This window comes from Tardiphaga sp. (genome assembly GCF_028290785.1).
Classification (GTDB): Bacteria; Pseudomonadota; Alphaproteobacteria; order Rhizobiales; family Xanthobacteraceae; genus Tardiphaga.
Genome location: NZ_JAQGJD010000232.1, coordinates 1 through 17,812, shown reverse-complemented (window position 1 = coordinate 17,812; position 17,812 = coordinate 1). Strand labels below are relative to the sequence as shown.

Annotated in this window: 16 protein-coding genes and 2 pseudogenes; 7 read left to right on the top strand and 11 right to left on the bottom strand. The window is 65.3% G+C overall.

Features of this window, described 5'->3' with window-relative positions:
- A partial coding sequence (locus JWR89_RS14260; protein ID WP_299717243.1) for a HAMP domain-containing protein occupies window positions 1–881 on the bottom strand: 881 nt, incomplete at its 3' end.
- A 208-nt stretch (window positions 882–1,089) separates the two neighbouring features.
- Between JWR89_RS14260 and JWR89_RS14255 the strand changes: the two genes are divergently transcribed.
- A complete protein-coding gene (locus JWR89_RS14255) occupies window positions 1,090–1,446 on the top strand; it encodes a hypothetical protein (protein ID WP_299717241.1) in 357 nt (118 codons plus the stop codon).
- A 71-nt stretch (window positions 1,447–1,517) separates the two neighbouring features.
- Here JWR89_RS14255 and JWR89_RS14250 read toward each other — a convergent pair whose 3' ends face one another.
- Window positions 1,518–2,369, bottom strand: a complete 852-nt coding sequence (locus tag JWR89_RS14250) for a cysteine rich repeat-containing protein (RefSeq protein ID WP_299717239.1) — start codon at window positions 2,367–2,369, stop codon at window positions 1,518–1,520.
- Window positions 2,370–2,541: 172 nt separating this feature from the next.
- Between JWR89_RS14250 and JWR89_RS14245 the strand changes: the two genes are divergently transcribed.
- Complete coding sequence (locus JWR89_RS14245; RefSeq protein ID WP_299717247.1) at window positions 2,542–3,744, top strand: efflux RND transporter periplasmic adaptor subunit; 1,203 nt, start codon at window positions 2,542–2,544, stop codon at window positions 3,742–3,744.
- Window positions 3,744–6,916: pseudogene (locus JWR89_RS14240) on the top strand (multidrug efflux RND transporter permease subunit). Before JWR89_RS14245 ends, JWR89_RS14240 begins: the two are co-directional and overlap by 1 nt.
- Before the next feature lie 75 nt (window positions 6,917–6,991).
- On the opposite strand, the gene JWR89_RS14235 reads toward JWR89_RS14240, so the two are convergent.
- Window positions 6,992–7,213: a hypothetical protein gene (locus JWR89_RS14235; RefSeq protein ID WP_299717237.1), complete on the bottom strand. Its 222-nt coding sequence runs from the start codon at window positions 7,211–7,213 to the stop codon at window positions 6,992–6,994.
- Window positions 7,214–7,477: 264 nt separating this feature from the next.
- On the opposite strand from JWR89_RS14235, the gene JWR89_RS14230 reads away from it, so the two are divergent.
- Together JWR89_RS14230 and JWR89_RS14225 are read left to right on the top strand one after the other, a co-directional pair.
- Window positions 7,478–7,897 carry a hypothetical protein gene (locus JWR89_RS14230; RefSeq protein ID WP_299717235.1) on the top strand — a complete coding sequence of 140 codons (420 nt, stop codon included), beginning with the start codon at window positions 7,478–7,480 and terminating at the stop codon, window positions 7,895–7,897.
- Window positions 7,898–8,056: 159 nt separating this feature from the next.
- On the top strand, window positions 8,057–8,338 hold the full coding sequence (locus JWR89_RS14225) for a hypothetical protein (protein ID WP_299717233.1): 282 nt from the start codon (window positions 8,057–8,059) through the stop codon (window positions 8,336–8,338).
- A 66-nt stretch (window positions 8,339–8,404) separates the two neighbouring features.
- Here the strand turns inward: JWR89_RS14225 and JWR89_RS14220 are convergent, their stop codons facing one another.
- From JWR89_RS14220 to JWR89_RS14205, 4 genes are all read right to left on the bottom strand, one after another.
- Window positions 8,405–9,085 carry a response regulator transcription factor gene (locus JWR89_RS14220; protein ID WP_299717245.1) on the bottom strand — a complete coding sequence of 227 codons (681 nt, stop codon included), beginning with the start codon at window positions 9,083–9,085 and terminating at the stop codon, window positions 8,405–8,407.
- Between the two features lie 268 nt (window positions 9,086–9,353).
- Complete coding sequence (locus JWR89_RS14215; RefSeq protein WP_299717230.1) at window positions 9,354–10,952, bottom strand: Do family serine endopeptidase; 1,599 nt, start codon at window positions 10,950–10,952, stop codon at window positions 9,354–9,356.
- 185 nt (window positions 10,953–11,137) lie between these two features.
- Window positions 11,138–11,533: a carboxymuconolactone decarboxylase family protein gene (locus JWR89_RS14210; protein ID WP_299717228.1), complete on the bottom strand. Its 396-nt coding sequence runs from the start codon at window positions 11,531–11,533 to the stop codon at window positions 11,138–11,140.
- A 58-nt stretch (window positions 11,534–11,591) separates the two neighbouring features.
- Window positions 11,592–12,560: a tripartite tricarboxylate transporter substrate binding protein gene (locus tag JWR89_RS14205; RefSeq protein ID WP_299717226.1), complete on the bottom strand. Its 969-nt coding sequence runs from the start codon at window positions 12,558–12,560 to the stop codon at window positions 11,592–11,594.
- Window positions 12,561–12,686: 126 nt separating this feature from the next.
- On the opposite strand from JWR89_RS14205, the gene JWR89_RS14200 reads away from it, so the two are divergent.
- Together JWR89_RS14200 and JWR89_RS14195 are read left to right on the top strand one after the other, a co-directional pair.
- Window positions 12,687–13,586, top strand: a complete 900-nt coding sequence (locus tag JWR89_RS14200) for an amidohydrolase family protein (RefSeq protein ID WP_299717224.1) — start codon at window positions 12,687–12,689, stop codon at window positions 13,584–13,586.
- An 8-nt stretch (window positions 13,587–13,594) separates the two neighbouring features.
- Entirely contained in the window at window positions 13,595–14,272 is a 678-nt protein-coding gene (locus tag JWR89_RS14195; RefSeq protein WP_299717223.1) for a GntR family transcriptional regulator, read from the top strand.
- Between the two features lie 19 nt (window positions 14,273–14,291).
- Here JWR89_RS14195 and JWR89_RS14190 read toward each other — a convergent pair whose 3' ends face one another.
- The 4 genes and pseudogenes from JWR89_RS14190 to JWR89_RS14175 all read right to left on the bottom strand — a co-directional run.
- Window positions 14,292–14,789 (bottom strand): cytochrome c-type biogenesis protein, encoded by a 498-nt coding sequence (locus JWR89_RS14190; RefSeq protein ID WP_299717221.1) that lies wholly within the window; start codon window positions 14,787–14,789, stop codon window positions 14,292–14,294.
- A 4-nt stretch (window positions 14,790–14,793) separates the two neighbouring features.
- Entirely contained in the window at window positions 14,794–16,776 is a 1,983-nt protein-coding gene (locus JWR89_RS14185; RefSeq protein WP_299717219.1) for a heme lyase CcmF/NrfE family subunit, read from the bottom strand.
- Window positions 16,773–17,267, bottom strand: a complete 495-nt coding sequence (ccmE, locus tag JWR89_RS14180; protein ID WP_299717217.1) for a cytochrome c maturation protein CcmE — start codon at window positions 17,265–17,267, stop codon at window positions 16,773–16,775. Before ccmE ends, JWR89_RS14185 begins: the two co-directional genes overlap by 4 nt.
- A 62-nt stretch (window positions 17,268–17,329) precedes the next feature.
- Window positions 17,330–17,812, bottom strand: a pseudogene (locus JWR89_RS14175) (c-type cytochrome biogenesis protein CcmI); the annotation flags it as partial.

Here is a 17,812-nt window from a genome sequence, read left to right as displayed (position 1 = left end):
AGCGCGTTGAAGGTGCGGATCAGCCCGTCGGATTCCTCGATGGTGCCCTCCAGCGCCGCGCGGTACTCGGCCTCGCTGCCGGAGCGCGCCAGCGCCTCCTCGGCGCGGTTGCGCAGCCGCGTCAACGGCGTCTTCAGATCGTGGGCAATGTTGTCGGAGACTTCCTTCAGCCCGGTCATCAGCGCCTCGATGCGCTCCAGCATGGCGTTGAGGTTTTCCGCGAGGCGATCGAGTTCGTCGCCGGAGCGACCCACCGGCAGCCGCCCGGACAGATCGCCGGCCATGATGGTCTGCGTGGTGCCGGTCATGGCGTCGATCCGGCGCAGCACGCGCCGCGATACGAAGATGCCGCCGCCCAGCCCCAGCACCACGACGATCAGCACCGACCATTGCGCGGCATTGGCAACGATGCCGAACAGCCGGCGGCGCTCCTCGAGATCGTGGCCGATCAGCAGCCGGAAGCCGCCGCTCAATTGCTCCACCCGCACCAGCGCACGGTGTCCGGCCGATTCCTGGTCGTCGAGACGGCGATAGGCGGTCTCCGACCAGCCGCTGGTCGCCATCACGCCCGGCTCCAGCGAGGCGACGTTGCCGGCGATCGACTGCCCCGCCGGGGTGGTGATGAGATAGAGATTGGCGCCGGGTCGCAGCGCGCGCGTCTCGATGGCGAACACGATGCCGCGCAGCCCGCGCCGGCCGAACAGGTCGCTGAGCTCGCTCATCTCGCCATCGACGGTGGTGGTGATCTGCTCGTTGATCAGCCGCTGCGTATTCCAGGCGAAATAGCCGAGCAGCGCCGCGGCGAACAGCGCGAACAGCAACAGATAGGCCAGCGTCAGCCGGAACGCCGTGGTGCGGACGAGTTTACCGAATGCCGTCACGGCCGAAATCTTGCAACACTTTGGATTCGCTGAATTTCCTTCATGACCCCAGTCTATCTGCTTCCCCTGGTCGCCCGAAGTGAAAATTTGTCCACCTGCGCGCAAGGCGGCGGTTCGACGGCCCTCCACCTCGTCGTCTATTGGACGGCGAAACGACTCTCTGCAACAATATTCCATCGTCTTTCGAACGAGCCCGGCGGAGAACGATATGGGGAACGTGAAACAGCGATGGCACGAACTATACGACGCCCATGTCGCGGGCGCCGTGTCCGGACTTTTCGGTCACGTCGAAAGGATCATCGTCGGCACGCTGATCGTTTCAGCCGGCGCCCACGTATCGAGCAACGAGCCTGCGATCGTGCTGTTCGGCTATCTCAGGCACAGCCTGGTTGGCAGAGGTGTCGAGCTTTTCGGGATCGCGCTGCTGGTCCTGAATTTTATCGACGGACTCTACAAGCTGTCGAAGCTCGATTGGCACGCGGCCTTTCAGATCGCGATGACGTTTTGCTATTTCGCGCTGTCGGTGCGCCTGATCCAGCTCATTCTGGCGTTCCGGACGGAATAGCCCGTCGCCATCCGCGGGTGCCCGCGAGATGATCGGGCACGCTGTATCATATCGCGCAGCGAGCGATTGACTCAGCGTGAAGCGCTGAACGCTGCGAGTACACTCTGGCAGGCAGGCGACAACGAAGCAGCCTGCTCTGCCAGACAGCGCACGATTCGACCGCCGCCCACCGGCACCCCGCCACACAGCGTTCGTATATCTCCGCCGCACGCCGACCTCGCCACAAACAACTCCTCACGCGGCCGCATCGCGCGCAGCACCAGTGGCTGAACCGGAGCGGCGGCAGGCGCGGCAGCCCCGGCAGCCGTCGCCGCGCCACCCGCAGCAGCGCCACCCGCCGCGGCGCTGACGGCCGTCTGACAGGCCGGCGACAGCTTTGCCTTGTTCTTTTCCAAGCAGCTCAACGCCGCCGCCCCACCGGTCGGCACACCCGCGCAGGTCTTTTGATAGTCGGAGCGGCAGGCCTGTCGCATCGCAGCGACCTCCGCATCGGTCGGCTTGCCGGCCGGCGTTGCCGAACCAGCCTTCGGCGCCGGAGCCGTCGTCTTCGCAGTTGCGGCAGGCTCGCTCTTGGTAGCAGCGGGCGCGGCTGCAGCGGGCTTCGCGGGTTCGGCCGCCGCGGGCGCTTCCGTCTTGGACGCCGGCGCAGCAGGAGCCTCCACCGGTTTTTCAATCGCATTCACAGCGCGTTGGCAGGCCGACGAAAGGCTCGACATGTTTTTCTGCAGACATTGCAACGACGCCGCGCCGCCCGGCGGGACGCTGGCACAATGCACTTCGTAGTCCGCGCGGCATGCCGAACGTATCGCGCTGCGTTGCGCATCCGTGGGCGCCTGCGCAGCGGCGGACTGACTGAAGCTGACGATTGCTGAAATGAACAAAACCGCATTCAACGCGGTCATTCGAGTGGTTTTGCGGCCCATCTGAATTCCCCATAAAAACGCGCTACCGAGGCAGCTACTGTTGAAACCGGGCGATGATCAGCAGAGATTTTTCAAAGCGGCATCCTGCATGCTTTCGGATTTTCCTACAACGAAAATGTGCTATTGGTTCGATCGAGCGCTCCCTTCCCTGTTGCTTTTTGCGAGTCATGGAATGAATGCAGTGCTTTCCCGGAATACAACAAAGTTGCGTCGTCATCCCGGCGCCAGAAGCGGTCGCGCCTTGTTCGCTGTTGCAGCGTTACTGATACTTGCGGCCTGCGAACAAAACAGTTTCGTTCCGCCGCCGCCTCCGGAAGTGAGCGTTGCGACGCCGGCCCGCAAGGCGATCACGCGCTATCTCGAAGCCACCGGAAGCGCAGCCCCGGTCAAGTCGGTCGATCTGGTCGCGCGGGTGCAGGGCGTTCTGCAGTCGATCGACTATCAGGACGGCGCTTTCGTCAAACAAGGCGCGACGCTGTTCACCATCGAGCCGGAGACTTACAAGTTGAAGCTGGATCAGGCGCAGGCCGCCGAGGCCGGCGCGGCGGCCACGCAGAAACAGGCCGACGCCGATTACAAGCGTCAGGCCGACCTGGCCGGCAAGCAGATTGCGTCCCAGGCAACTTTCGAACAATCGATCGCGACGCGCGACACCGCGCAGGCGAACTACCAACAGGCGCAAGTCAACACCAAAATTGCGGCGGTGAATTTCGGCTATACCAATGTGACGGCCCCGTTCGACGGCGTCGTGAGCGCGCATCTGGTCTCGGTCGGCGAACTGGTCGGTGTGACATCGCCGACCCAGCTGGCCACCATCGTGCAGCTCGACCCCATCTATGCGAACTTCAATGTCAGCGAGCAGGACGTGCTGCGCATTCGCGCGGCCGCCGCCAAGCGCGGCTTGACCGCGAACGACCTGCGAGACACGCCGATCGACGTCGGTTTGCAAACCGACACCGGCTATCCGCACAGCGGCAAACTTGATTATGCCGCGCCGACGGTGAACCAGACGACCGGAACGCTCGCGGTTCGTGGCGTTCTGTCCAATGCCAACCGCATCCTGCTGCCCGGCTATTTCCTTCGCGTCCGCGTCCCGCTCGATGAAAACCCCGCGGCGCTTCTGATTCCGGACAGCGCCATCGGTACCGACCAGGGCGGACGTTATGTTCTCGTCGTCAACGCCGACAACATCGTCGAGCAACGCAAGGTCCAGATCGGCCAACTCGACGACGGCCTTCGGGTGATCGAAAGCGGCCTCGCGGTTGAGGATCGCGTGGTGACTGCGGGCCTGCTCCGCGCCATTCCCGGACAGAAGGTCGATCCGAAGCCGCAGCCCGCGCCATCGCCCCGCGGGGTTGCCAAACAGGACCGCTGATGATCTCGAAATTCTTCATCGAGCGACCGGTTCTCGCCAATGTCATCGCCATCTTGATGGTGTTGATCGGCGGCGTAGCGCTGTTCGGCCTGCCCGTGGCGCAGTACCCGGACGTGGTGCCGCCGACGGTTCAGGTCACGACCCGATATCCGGGCGCCAGCGCGCAGACGGTCGTCGATACCGTCGCGCTGCCGATCGAGCAACAGGTGAACGGCGTCGAAGGCATGCTGTACATGCAGTCCTACAGCGGGGCGGACGGCGCCTACACGCTGACGGTCACGTTCAAGATCGGCACCGACCTGAACTTCGCGCAGGTCCTGGTCCAGAACCGGGTGTCCAGCGCCTTGTCGTCGTTGCCGCAGGCGGTGCAGACGCAGGGCGTCAATGTCCAGAAGCGCTCGACAGCGATCCTGCTGTTCGTGACCCTGACGTCACCGGACCGGCGCTACGACAGCCTCTATCTGAGCAACTATGCGACCATCAACCTGAAGGACGAACTGGCAAGGCTGCCCGGCGTGGGCAACGTCACCGTGTTCGGCGCCGGCCAGTACTCGATGCGCCTGTGGCTCGATCCCAGCAAGCTTCAGGCCCTTGCATTGATGCCGCAGGATGTCATCCAGGCGGTGCAGCAACAGAGCCAGCAAGTCGCCGCGGGCCAGATCGGCATGCCCCCCACCGTGGTCGGCCAGGCCTTTCAATATACGCTGAACGTCAATGGCAGGTTCGACGACGCCGGGCAGTTTGCCGACGTCATCGTCAAGACCGGCAACAATGGCGACGTCGTCCGCTTGCGCGACGTCGGCCGGGTGGAACTGGGCGCGCAAACCTACAGCCAGATCTTCTCGCTCGACCGGCAACCCGCCACGGGCATCGGCGTATTCCAGTCGCCAGGCGCCAATGCCCTCGAGGTCGAGAGCGTCGTCAGGCAGAAATGCGCGAACTCGCCGGCGGATTTCCGCAGGGCCTGACCTACGATGTCCCGTTCGACACCACCAAATTCGTGTCGGCCTCGATCCATGAAGTCTACAAGACGCTGTTCGAGGCCGCTTTGCTCGTGCTCGTGGTCATCCTGATCTTCCTGCAGGACTGGCGCGCGATGCTGGTGCCGGCAACGACCGTTCCCGTCACCATCATCGGCGCCTTCGCAGCGATGGCGGCACTCGGCTTCACCGTCAACCTGTCGACCTTGTTCGCCATCGTGCTGGCGATCGGAATTGTGGTCGATGACGCGATCGTCGTGGTGGAAGGCGCCGCCCACAACATCGAGCGCGGAATGTCCGGACCGCAGGCCGCCATCAGCGCGATGGACCAGCTGTTCGGACCGATTATCGGAATCACCCTGGTGCTGGTGTCGGTCTTCGTGCCGGCGGCGTTCCTGCCTGGGCTAACCGGAAAGATCTATGCCCAGTTCGCGCTGGTGATCGCCGCAACGGCGCTGATCAGCGCGATCAATGCGGCGACGTTAAAGCCCACCCAGTGCGCGCTGTGGCTCCGCCGCCCGGTGCCGCCGGAGGCGCGCAACAGGTTCTATCGCGGCTTCAACGCGGCCTATGCGAAACTGGAGCGCGGCTATGTCGCGTTGATCGGCTGGCTGGTGGCGCGCAGCGGCGCCGCCGCGCTGGTCGCGGTCATCCTGATCGGGATCGGCGGCTATGGATTGTCGCGCGTGCCGACCGGCTTCCTGCCGATCGAGGATCAGGGCTATCTGCTGGCCGCGGTGCAGCTTCCGGACGGCGCGTCGCTCGAGCGCACCCAGGCGGTGCTCGACCGGGCGAGCGAGATCGCCGGCAAGACGCCGGGGGTTGCGCAGGTGATCGGGATCGCCGGAATTTCCGCGCTCGACAACAGCGCCAGTCTCGCCAATGCCGGCGTGGCCTACGTCATGCTCAAGGACTGGGACGCCCGCGGCCCCGGCGAGAACCTGCGATCCCTGGTCTATGGCCTGAACGCATCGCTTGCCGCCATCTCCGAGGCGCGGATCATCGTGCTGCCGCCGCCGCCGATCCAGGGCATCGGCAACGCCGCCGGCTTCGCCATGCAGCTCGAATTGCGCGATGGAAGCTCGGACTACGCCAAACTGCAGGCGGTCACCAACGCCGTCGTCGCCAATGCCGGCACGCAGAGTTCGCTGCAAAGGATCACCGCGCCGTTCCGCTCCACGGTCCCGCAGTTCAGCGTCGAGGTCGACCGGGTCAAGATCCAGACGCTGCACGTCTCGACCGATCAGGTGTTTGCCACGCTCGCCTCTTATCTCGGCTCCACCTATGTCAGCCAGTTCAACAGGTTCGGCCGTACCTTCCAGATCTACGCCCAGGCCGACGCGCCGTTTCGGCTGCTGCCGCGCGATATCGAGGCGCTGACGGTGCGCAACCAGCAAGGCGACATGATTCCGCTGGGCACCTTTGCGAAGGTCTCGCCGGCGGTCGGTCCCTCCCTGATCAGCCTCTACAATCTCTATCCGGCGGCCACCGTGGTCGGCCTTCCCGCGCAGGGATTCAGTTCCGGTCAGGCGATCGCGCTGATGGAGCAGATCGCCGCAAAGACCCTGCCGCCGGGAACGGGATATGAGTGGACGGCGATGTCCTACCAGGAAAAGGCCGTCGGCAGTCAGATCTACTACGTGTTCGGCCTGGCGATGCTGCTGGTCTATCTGGTGCTGGCCGGCCAGTACGAGAGCTGGTACGCGCCGCTCGCGATCATTCTCGCGGTGCCGCTCGCTTTGCTCGGGCCGATGTCGGTGCTCACCGGATTGCGGATCGAGAACAATCTCTACACCCAGATCGGACTGATCCTGCTGATCGCGCTGTCGGCCAAGAACGCCATTCTGATCGTCGAGGTGGCGCGCGAATACTACGTGCGCGACCGCAAACCCTTGCTCGAGGCGGCGATCGAGGCGGCGCGCGCCCGGTTTCGTCCCATCCTGATGACTTCGTTCGCCTTCATTCTCGGCGTCGCACCGCTGGTGTTCGCCACCGGCGCCGGCGCCAGCGCCCGCAAGTCGATCGGCATTACGGTGTTCAGCGGCATGATCGCCTCGACCTGCCTTGCCGTGCTGTTCGTGCCGGCGTTTTTCGTGGTGGTGCAACGCTTCGAGGATTGGCGCGCCGCGCGTTCGCGCAAGACGGCGGATGCTTCCGCTCAAATTCAGGAACCGTCCACCCCTGCCCCCTAGGAGCAACGCTGCCGGCGCTCGCGCGAAAGCCGGCGACCCTGGGATCGCCGGCTTTGGTGCAAGTACTAACTCAGGCTAGACACAGCGCCGGACCCTGACGCCATTCACCCAGATCCACCGGCAGGCCGCCACCGGCGCGACGAAGGGGCGGCGAACCACCACGCCGCCGCGATAGCCGGCGCACCCCGCCCGATAGACGCCTCTGGCGCAGACGACGGCGTTGGCTTCTGTCGTATCGATGACGGTCGCCGTTCCGACGGCTGCAAATGCGAGAGCGGCGAGTATGAAATTCCGCATTGTTTCCTCCCGTTCAAGGCAGTCGCCGGTTAATTGGCCGACGCCGGAACGACGTCAACGGCAAGCACGGGCTGGCGACATTGGATCCCGTCGCGGCTCAAATAGTCGCTCAAATCGCCGGCCCCGGCAATATTCGACGTTGCGGATTTCCGCCTCATCGCACTGCGGCACAGTCGAGACAACTGAACCAGAACGCACCGTAGTGACAAACCGGACGTACTACGTTTTGATCAGCTATCATGTCATCGACATCGGATCGCGCGAATGAGCAAGCCAGCCGAGCACGACCACGGGTTTCTGGGCCTGATCGACCGGATGCTGCGGAAGCCCGAAGACCTCGGGCCCGCGAAGGCCGCCGCGAGCGCGGCTGCCGCGGCAGAAGCGAGCCTCGGTCCGGCGGTCGAGACCGGTGCCTCACCGGATCTGCTGGAGCCCCAGCTATCCGCCGAAGGACCGCGAACATGCTCCCCGTCCGAAATGGCGGAGATCATCCTGCGCGCGCTGCGGGCGATCGACGGCTGCCCGCGGCAGGGATTCGAGGTCATTGTCTATGGCACCCGCCCCTGGAACGCGATGCTGCGCATCACCCCCGCGGCCGGCCAGGTCGCCGATGCTCCGGCATGGCGCGCGCGGGTGCGCACGATGGCGTATGTGATGCGCGGGCAATATGAGGTGGTGGAGTGAGGCGAGGCTCGCAAGATGGCCTGACGAAACGGCCGGCATCCCCTTGTTCGGATGGGCTACATCGCAAAAGCATGCAATCCGGGAACCATCCGGGCTCATACTAGTTCGAACATCACGACAAGCAGCCGCTATTGGCTGCCAAACGCAATGGAAATAAACATGCCGACCCACAACGCCTACGTCAGTGGAAGCGATTTCAAGACCGGCAGCGTAATCTCCGTGGCGACCAAGGCATTCGAACTGGGCGACACTCTCTCGATCGAATTCCCGGACAAAACCCGTGCATCGGGCGCTGTCACGTCGGCTTCGCCAAACGAGATCGAAGTGGACATCAATGGAGTGACGTGGAGGCTACGCCCGCACGCGCCAAGCGACGGCACGGTTCACAACAATCTGGCAGGCACCAACGCATCATTCTGGACTGTTCAGACCAAGGTCTGAGCTATCTACGTTCTCCTCGCCAAAAGCGCAGCCATGCGCTCTTGCCTCGTGCGCTATCCGCGCCTCCTATTTCATCCCATCCCGGATCATGTACCCGGCGCCACGGATCGTGTGCAGCAGCGGGCGCTCAAAACCCTTGTCGATCTTGCTGCGCAGCCGCGAGATGTGGACGTCGATGACGTTGGTCTGCGGGTCGAAGTGATAGTCCCAGACGTTTTCCAGCAGCATGGTGCGGGTTACCACCTGGCCGGCGTGCTTCATCAGGTATTCGAGCAGGCGAAATTCGCGCGGCTGCAGCGTCAGTTCTTCGCTGCCGCGGGCGACGCGATGCGACAGCCGGTCGAGTTCGAGGTCGCCGACGCGGTAGCTGGTTTCTTCGGCGGGGCCGCCGCTGCGCCGTGACAGCACCTCGACGCGGGCCAGCAGTTCGGCGAAGGCGTAGGGCTTCGGCAGATAATCATCACCGCCGGCGCGCAATCCCTTGATGCGATCGTCGACCTGGCCGAGCGCGGAGAGGATCAGCGCAGGGGTGTGGTTGCCTTTTTCGCGCAGCCCGCCGATCACCGACAGGCCGTCGCGCTTCGGCAGCATGCGGTCGACCACCAGCACGTCGTAATCGCCGCTCTCGGCGAGCGCATAGCCCTCGTCGCCATCGCTGGCGTGGTCGGCGATGTGGCCGACCTCGCGAAACGCCTTGACCAGGTAGTCGGCGGATTCGCGGTCGTCTTCGATGATGAGCAGGCGCATCCGGGAATCGGTTTCAGTGCTGATATTGCGGGCTTCGGTCACCATGGCGCGCACCGGGCTCTCATGCAAGGCGGCGGAATGCGCCTCGCGCGGTCAAAGAAACAGGCGGTGAAGCCGGGGGAAACTTCACCGCCCATTGTGCCTCCCGGAGGAAGGGGGTTTGTTCCCCCGGGAGGAGCTGAAGGGAGCGGGCTTGTGGCCCGCCCCCTGGGAAAGCGCCGTCGGCGGGGGCGACAATGCCAGCGACACTTCCCGTCGGTTTAGCGGATCAACCTTTCGCGAGCGGCACCGCGACGAAGCGCGACGAACCGCCACTGCGAACCCTGATCAGCACGCTGTTCTTGTTGTCGTTGCGCGCGGCGACGATCGCCTCGCGCACGTCGCCCGGGCTGGCGACATTCTTGCCGGCGACTTCGAGAATGACGTCGCCTTCCTTGAAGCCGCGCTCCGCGGCGGGGCTCTTCGGATCGACTTCCGTCACCACGACGCCGTCCTTGCCGGCGCCGGCCACGGTGCCCGACGGGGCCACCGTGAGGCCGAGCCGGGGCACGTCGGTGCCGCGCGTGGCCTTGTTCTGGTCGCCCTGGTCAACATCGGCCTTGGCCTCCACCGTGTTCGGCAACTGGCCGAGCGTGAGGTTGAGCACCTTGTCCTGGCCCTTCTGCAGCACGTTGATCTTCACCGAATTGCCCGGCGCGAAGCCGCCGATGGTGCGGGCGAGTTCGCGGGCGTCCTTCACCGGGGTGCCGTTCACCGCGGTGATGACGTCGCCGGACTGGATGCCGGCCTTGGCTGCCGGACCGTCGGACTGCGGCTCCGCCACCAGCGCGCCTTCGGCCTTCTTCAGGCCGAGGCTGTCGGCGATGTCCTGCGTCACCGGCTGGATCTGCACGCCGATCCAGCCGCGGCTGACGCTGCCCTTGTCCTTGAGCTGCGCGATCACCTGTTTGACCGTGGACGCCGGGATCGAGAACGCGATGCCGACGCTGCCGCCGGACGGCGAATAGATCGCAGTGTTGACGCCCATCACTTCACCCGACGTATCGAATGCCGGACCGCCGGAGTTGCCCTTGTTCACGGGCGCATCGATCTGGATGAAATCGTCGTACGGACCGCTGCCGATGTCGCGGCCACTGGCCGAGACGATGCCGGCGGTCACGGTGCCGCCGAGGCCGAACGGGTTGCCCACTGCGAGCACCCAGTCGCCGATCCGCGGCTTGCCGTCGGCGAGCTTGGCGAACGGGAAGTCGGTGGCGCCCTCGACCTTGATCAGCGCGAGGTCGGTGCGCGGGTCGGTGCCGATCACCTTGGCGGTGTAGGTGCTGCCGCCGTCGGTGGTGATTTCTACCTTGTCGGCGCCATCGACCACATGGTTGTTGGTGACCGCAAAGCCGTCGGCCGAGATGAAGAAGCCCGAGCCCTGCCCGGTCACCGCGCCACGTCCGCCGCGCGGACCGCCGCGCATGCCGGGCGGCATGCCATCGGGACCGTTAAAGCGCTTGAAGAAGCGCTCCATCGGCGAGCCCGGCTGGAACGGCGAATCCTCGTTGTTGCCGTTGTCGTCGCTGCGGGAGGCGACCTTCTCCTTGATGTTGACCTTGACCGAGATCACCGACGGTTTCACGCGCTCGACGATGTCGGCAAAGCCGGCGGGGGCGGCGACCTGCGCCTTGACCTGCTTATCGACCTGCGCGTGCGCAGTTGTGGTGAATACGTCAATGTTGTGGGACGGCGTCAGGCCGTAAGCGGCGACGCCGAGGCCGGCGACGACGGACGCCATCAGCGCGAATTTACGCGCCGAGAACAGCGAGCGGCGAGCGGGCTGGTAGGAAGGCAATTCATTGAAATCGGTGGGACGGTCGGTCATCGAAAATCTCCAGAACGTGGGCGCGGGGGGCATGCGCACCGTGTGATCCGAAGATGGGAGATTGCACATTACCGCGGGCTGGCAAGGGAATTAAGGTTTGGTAATGCAGCGGGAATCGACTGTGGCGGGAAGTCGCAGGGACAATCGCAGCGCGCCGCTTTCGCGGCCCGAATGAGACGCTGCCATCAGGTTTTCGGCGATTGATCCGTTTCCGGAAACAGGCCGGCCAGGATTTCGCCGGCCATGTTGAACGCGGCGACGCCGCGGAACAAAGCGGCGATTCCCGCACTGGCGTGAAGCTCGTCGAGCGTGGCGCCGGCCTTGATCGCCGCCTTGGCATGATTGGCCGCGGCTTCCGAAGTCTGCACCAGCAGAATGGCGAACGACATCAGCTGGACGGTCTTCTGGTCGAGCGCCTTCGGTGTCAGCGCGGCGATCCGCCAGTCTTCCAGCGCCACCACCAGATCCGGGTCCACGCGCATGCCCAGTTCGAGGCGCTTGGCGATCTTCGGCGGCGTGAAGCCGATCATGCTTTCGTAGCGGGCCTTCAGCTCGTCGAGCTTCGTCGTTGGTTCAGTCATGAAATTCTCACCCAGAATGTTTCTCGTGGTCCGCAACTGTCGCAGCGATGTCCTGTCGTTACTCGACCTTGACGCCCGCCGTCTTGACCACGTCGCCCCACTTTTCGGACTCGCTGCGCAGGAACGCATCGAAGGCGTCGCCGGACAAGGTACCTGGCTCCGCGCCGACATCGGCCAGTCGCTTCGCCATGTCCGGATCTTTCAGAACCTTCGCGACCGACTCGATCAGCGCCGTGACCACTTCGGGCGGCGTCTTGGCCGGAGCCACCAGACCGAACCAGGACGACGCTTCGAAGCCCGGCACTCCCGCCTCGGCCATCGTCGGCACTTCCGGAAACAGCGGCGAGCGTTTGGCGCCGGCCACCGCGATGGCGCGGATCGTTCCGCCAAGCACCTGCGGGCGTATGGCGGGCATGTTGTCGAACATCATCGGGATCTGTCCTCCGAGGAGGTCGTTCATGGCCGGCGCCGCGCCGCGATACGGGACGTGCACGATATCGATCCCGGCGCGGGTCTTCAGCAGTTCGCCGGCGAGGTGGTTGGTCGATCCATAGCCCGACGAGCCGAAATTCATCTTGCCGGGCGAGGCCTTCGCCAACGCGATCAGTTCGGCGACCGTGTTTGCCTTGACGCCCGGATGAACCGCCAGCACGATCGGCACCGACGCGATCAGCGCCACGCCCTTGAAATCCTGAACGGGATTGTAGTTGAGCTGCGGGTAGAGCGACTGGTTGACCGCGAGCGGCCCCGGCGCCGTCAGCAGCAGCGTGTAGCCATCGGCCGGCGCGCGCGCCACCGCTTCCGCGCCGATATTGCCGCCGCCACCGCCGCGGTTGTCGATCACGACTGGCTGCCCCCACAACTCCTGAAGCTTGGTGCCGAGCAAGCGGGCCACGACGTCGTTGGAGCCGCCGGCCGGGAATGGCACCACGATCCGCACGCCGCGGTCGGGAAACGGAGCAGCCGTCGCCTGCCCGATCTGAAACGTCATCGCCACCGCCGCAACGGCGAAACCAAGCAGCCGCATTCGATTCTCCCGGAACATCGATTTTTTCCATATCGTCGATTTTACGTTGACAGCAGATTTGGCTGCCGTCAAATCGTCCGATGGGCCGGTCGATGACCGATCGAACCACGTGATCGGAATTCGAAGATGAGTTCACCTGCGCCGGGCACGCCGCCCAAACCCTGCATCGGTCCGGACCGCCATCCGAAGCGGCCGGCCTTCGCGATGCCGCGCGGCGCCTGCGATTGCCACGTGCATATCTTCGGGCCGCAGGCGATCTTTCCGTTCAGCGAAGCGCGCAGCTACACGCCGGAAGACTGCACGTTCGAGGATTTGCAGCAGTTGCATGCGACGCTGGGCGTCGATCGGGCCGTGATCGTGCACGGCGGCGCCCATGGCACCGACAACCGCGCCACCCTCGCGGCGCTCGACCGCAATCCGCAAGCCCTGCGCGGCGTCGCCGTGATCCCCTCCGGGCTGCCGCGCCGCGAACTCGAGGATATGCACCGGCGCGGCATGCGCGGCTGCCGGATGTCCACCGTGGTCAGCGGCGGCGCGTCGTTCGACCACCTGCGCGGTCTGGCCGACGAGACCCTCGACCTCGGCTGGCACCTGGTGCTGCACTTCCACCGCGCCTCCGAGCTTCTCGATGTCGCTCCCCTGCTGCACGAGGTTCGCAGCCCGTTCGTGCTCGATCATCTCGCCCGCATCAGCGCGGCCGAAGGCGTCGAGTCCGAAGCCTTCGGGATGCTGTTGCGATTGCTCGATACCGACCGCTGCTGGGTCAAGCTCGCCAGCCTGTATCGCCTGTCTGCCGAGCCCTATCCGCACCGCGACATGCTGCCAATGATCGCGCGGGTGGTCGGACATCGCCCGGACCGCATCCTGTGGGGCAGCAACTGGCCGCATCCGATCTGCCCGGTACCAATGCCGAACGACGGCGACCTCGTCGATCTGATCTCGCTGTGGCTTCCGGACGAGACATCGCAACGCCTTGCGCTGGTGGACAATCCGGCGTCGCTGTACGGTTTCGGGCAGATCCGGTGAAAGCGGCCATGAGCACCCTGAGCGCCAATCCCGTCCCGACGACGCTGTCCACCACGCTGGTCGCGCGGCTGCGCGACTCCATCATGCGGGGCGAGTTGTTGCCCGGCAGCAAGCTCAATCTCGACCGCTTGCGCACCGCATTCGGCGTCAGCCTCAGCCCGCTGCGCGAAGCGCTGTGCCGCCTGGAGAATGACGGCCTCGTTGCGCTGATCGACCAGCGCGGCTATCGGGTCACGCCGGTTTCCGCCGGCAACCTGACGGAGATCATCCGGCTGCGCATCGAGTTGGAGAGTCTCGCCGTCAAGGAGGCGATCCAGCACGGCGATATCGCGTGGGAGGGCCGCGTGCTGGCGACGCTGCATCAACTCAGCCGCTGCAAGCGCGGCTCGCGCTCCGCCGACGAACAGGAAGCCTGGGAAACCGCGCACCGCGCCTTTCATGGCGAGTTGATCTCGGCGTGCCAGATGCCGCTGCTGCGGCAATTCTGCGCCACGCTGCACGACCAGAGCGACCGCTATCGCCGCATTTTCCTGAAGAAGCACCAGCCCGATCGCGACGTCCCGGCGGAGCACACGGCGATGGCGCACGCGATGATCGAACGTCGCACACGGGATGCCGTTCGGATTCTGCGCGAGCACATCGAACGCACGGGCCGCAACATTCAGGCGGCATTGCCGGCTTCATGAGTGCGGCGCCGGTCGGGGCCTACGGTGATTTGCCGTCTGCGGTCTCGGCCGCCAGCAGTTGCTCGATCCGCGCTTCTTCATCGGCGGTGAGCTTCAGCGCCGAATTGTTGTGGTCGTCATCCGCGGCCCCGCGCCGCCGATTGTTGCGCCACAGCGCCACGCCGCCGCCGATCAGCAGCAGCGGCGTCAGGGCCCACAGCAGCAGCGTGCGCCACTCCAGCCGCGGCTTCAGCAGCACGAACTCGCCGTAGCGCGCCACCAGGAAGTCCATCACCTGGCTGTTGCTATCGCCGGCGGTGATGCGCTCGCGCACCAGAAGCCGCAGGTCGCGCGCCAGCGGCGCTTCGGAATCGTCGATCGACTGGTTCTGGCACACCATGCAGCGCAACTCGCGCGACAACTCGCGCGCGCGGGATTCCTGCGCGGGATTGGCCAGGATCTCGTCGGGCTGCACGGCTAAGGCGGGCGCACCGATCAGCAGTGCGATGGCCACAAAGCTGGCAATGATACGCTTCAATGTTTCACTCCGCCGGCTGCAGCGCGCGCGGCGCCTTGGCCGGCTTTGGCGCGCCGACGCGCAGACGCCTGTCCGACAGCGACAGCAATCCGCCGAACGCCATCAGGATCGGGCCGAACCAGATCAGCAGCACCAGGGGCTTGTGATAGATCCGCACCGCGATGCCGCCGTCGGCGGCGGTCTCGCCGAGCGAGATGTAGAGCTGGCTGGCGCCGCGCGACAGCAAGGCGGCTTCCGTGGTCGAGGATTGCCGCGTGGTGAAGGTGCGCTTCGAGGGCGTCAGCACGCCAACCTTGTCGCCGTTCTCGGTGATGCTGAACTGCGCCAGCATCTCGCGGAAATTCGGGCCCTGCTTCTGCGTGACGTCGTCGAGCCTGAGCTGGTAGCCGGCCAGTTTTGTCACGTCGTTCAGCTTCATGGTGCCGATATATTCGCTGTTCCAGGTGGTCTCGCAGACGATGCCGATCAGCGCCACGCCGACGCCGGCATGGGCGAAGGCCGTGCCCCAGGTCGAGCGCGGCAGCCCGCGCGCGCGACGCCATGCGGTTGCGAACGGCGCGCGGAATAGGCTGGTGCGCTCGACGAGATCGACGACGGCGCCTGCGATCACGAATACCGCAAGCCCGATCGCCAGCGGCGCCAATGCGGCACCACCGGAGGTCCATGCCCACACCAGCGCGATGGCGACAAGCGCGGCGATACCCGCCGCCATCAGCCGCTGCGCCACGCCGGCCAAGTCGCCGCGCTTCCAGGCCAGCAGCGGTCCAAAGGGCAGCGCCAGCAGCAGCGGCACGAACAGCGGCCCGAAGGTGAGGTTGAAGAACGGCGCGCCGACCGAGATCTTGTCGCCGGTGATGACTTCCAGCGCCAGCGGATACAGCGTGCCGATGAACACGGTGGCGCAGGCGGTGGTGAGGAACAGGTTGTTGAGCACCAGCGCGCCCTCGCGCGAGATCGGTGCAAACAGCCCGCCCTGCTTCAGCGCCGACGCCCGCCACATGTACAGCGCGAGGCTGCCGCCGATGAACACGCACAGGATCAGCAGGATGAACACGCCGCGGGTCGGATCGGTGGCGAAGGCATGCACCGAGGTCAGCACGCCGGAACGCACCAGGAAGGTGCCGAGCAAGGACAGCGAGAAGGTCAGGATCGCCAGCAGGATGGTCCAGACTTTCAGCGCGTTGCGCTTTTCCATCACGACCGCGGAGTGTAGCAAGGCCGTGCCGGCGAGCCACGGCATCAAGGATGCGTTCTCGACCGGGTCCCAGAACCACCAGCCGCCCCAGCCGAGTTCATAATAGGCCCAGTACGAGCCCATCGCGATGCCCAACGTCAGGAAGATCCACGCCACCAGCGTCCACGGCCGCACCCACCGCGCCCAGGCCGCGTCGATGCGGCCTTCGATCAGCGCAGCCACCGCGAACGAAAACGAAATCGAGAAGCCGACATAGCCGAGATAGAGCATCGGCGGATGCACCGCGAGGCCGATGTCCTGCAGCACCGGATTGAGATCGCGGCCCTCGATCGGCGGATTGGCAATGCGCAGAAACGGATTCGAGGTGATCAGGATGAACAGATAGAACGCCGCGGCGATCCAGCCCTGCACCGCCAGCACATGGGCGCGCAACGTCAGCGGCAGGTTGTTGCCGAATGCCGCGACGAGGCCGCCGAACAGCGCGAGGATCGACACCCACAGCAGCATCGAGCCTTCGTGGTTGCCCCATACGCCGGTGATCTTGTAGAGCAGCGGCTTCATCGAGTGCGAGTTCTCGAACACGTTGGCAACCGAGAAATCCGACTGCACGTGCAACGTCACCAGCGCCATGAACGACAGGCCGACGAACAAGAGCTGCGCCAGCGCGGTGGAGCGCGCGACATTCATTAGCGCGGGATCACGCAGTTGCGCGCCGACGATCGGCACCGTGGACTGGATCAGCGCCAGCGCCAGCGCCAGCACCAGCGCGTAGTGGCCTGCTTCGGCGATCATCGCGTCACGCTCGCGGGCGCGTTCGACGCGCCTTGCGTCGGGACCGGCTTGCCGCCGGCGCCTTCCTGCCAGCGTCCCTGCTTCTTCAGGGCGTCGGCGACTTCCTTCGGCATGTAGTTCTCGTCGTGCTTGGCGAGCACGGTGTCGGCCTTGAACACGCCGGACGCATCCAGCGCGCCTTCGGCAACCACGCCCTGTCCCTCGCGGAACAGGTCCGGCAGGATGCCCTTGTAGGTCACCGGCAATGTCGCGCCGCCGTCGGACACCTTGAAGGAGATGGCGAGATTGTCGCCGCGCACCAGCGAGCCCTGCTCCACCATGCCGCCCAGACGAAACCTTTTGCCGACGGGAACCTGCTTCTCCGCCGCCATGGTCGGCGTCGAGAAGAACACGATGGAGTCGCGCAGCGCGTTCAGCACCAGGCCGGCCGCCATCGCCAGCACCACGAGGGCGCCACCGATCATCGTCAATCGTCGCTGCTTGCGCGTCATGAGAGTCCCTTAAGACGCATGATGGGGTCCGGAAACCGCTGCAGATTTTTCGGCATCATGCGTTATCCATCGAGGCCAGCGCTTTTCAGCCCGTCGTTCAACTGTTGCAGCTTGCCGGCATCGCCGGCCACCGCCTGCCGCGCTTCCACCACCGCGCCCTTGGCCTTGTCGCGATCTCCCAGCACCATATAGGCACGGACCAGCCGCAACCATCCCTCGACGTCGTTACCGTCCTGCTTCAGCCTGTTGGCAAGGCGATCCACCATGCCGCGCACCATGGCGTTGCGGTCGTCGGCCTTCATGCCCTGCACCGACGCGATCGTATCGTCGGAAAGCGCGGGCAAGCCCGGCAATCCGCCGCCGACCCGTCCCAGCGCCGCCTGCACCATGGGCCGCCACGGCGCATCGGCCGGTGACTTCGCCAGCATGCCGCGCCAGATCGCAGCGGCTTCGGCACCGCGGCCATCCTGCTCGGCGGCGAGGCCGAGGAAATAGCGCGCCTTGACCTCGTCGGCATCCAGCGCCACGGCGCGTTCGAATTCGGT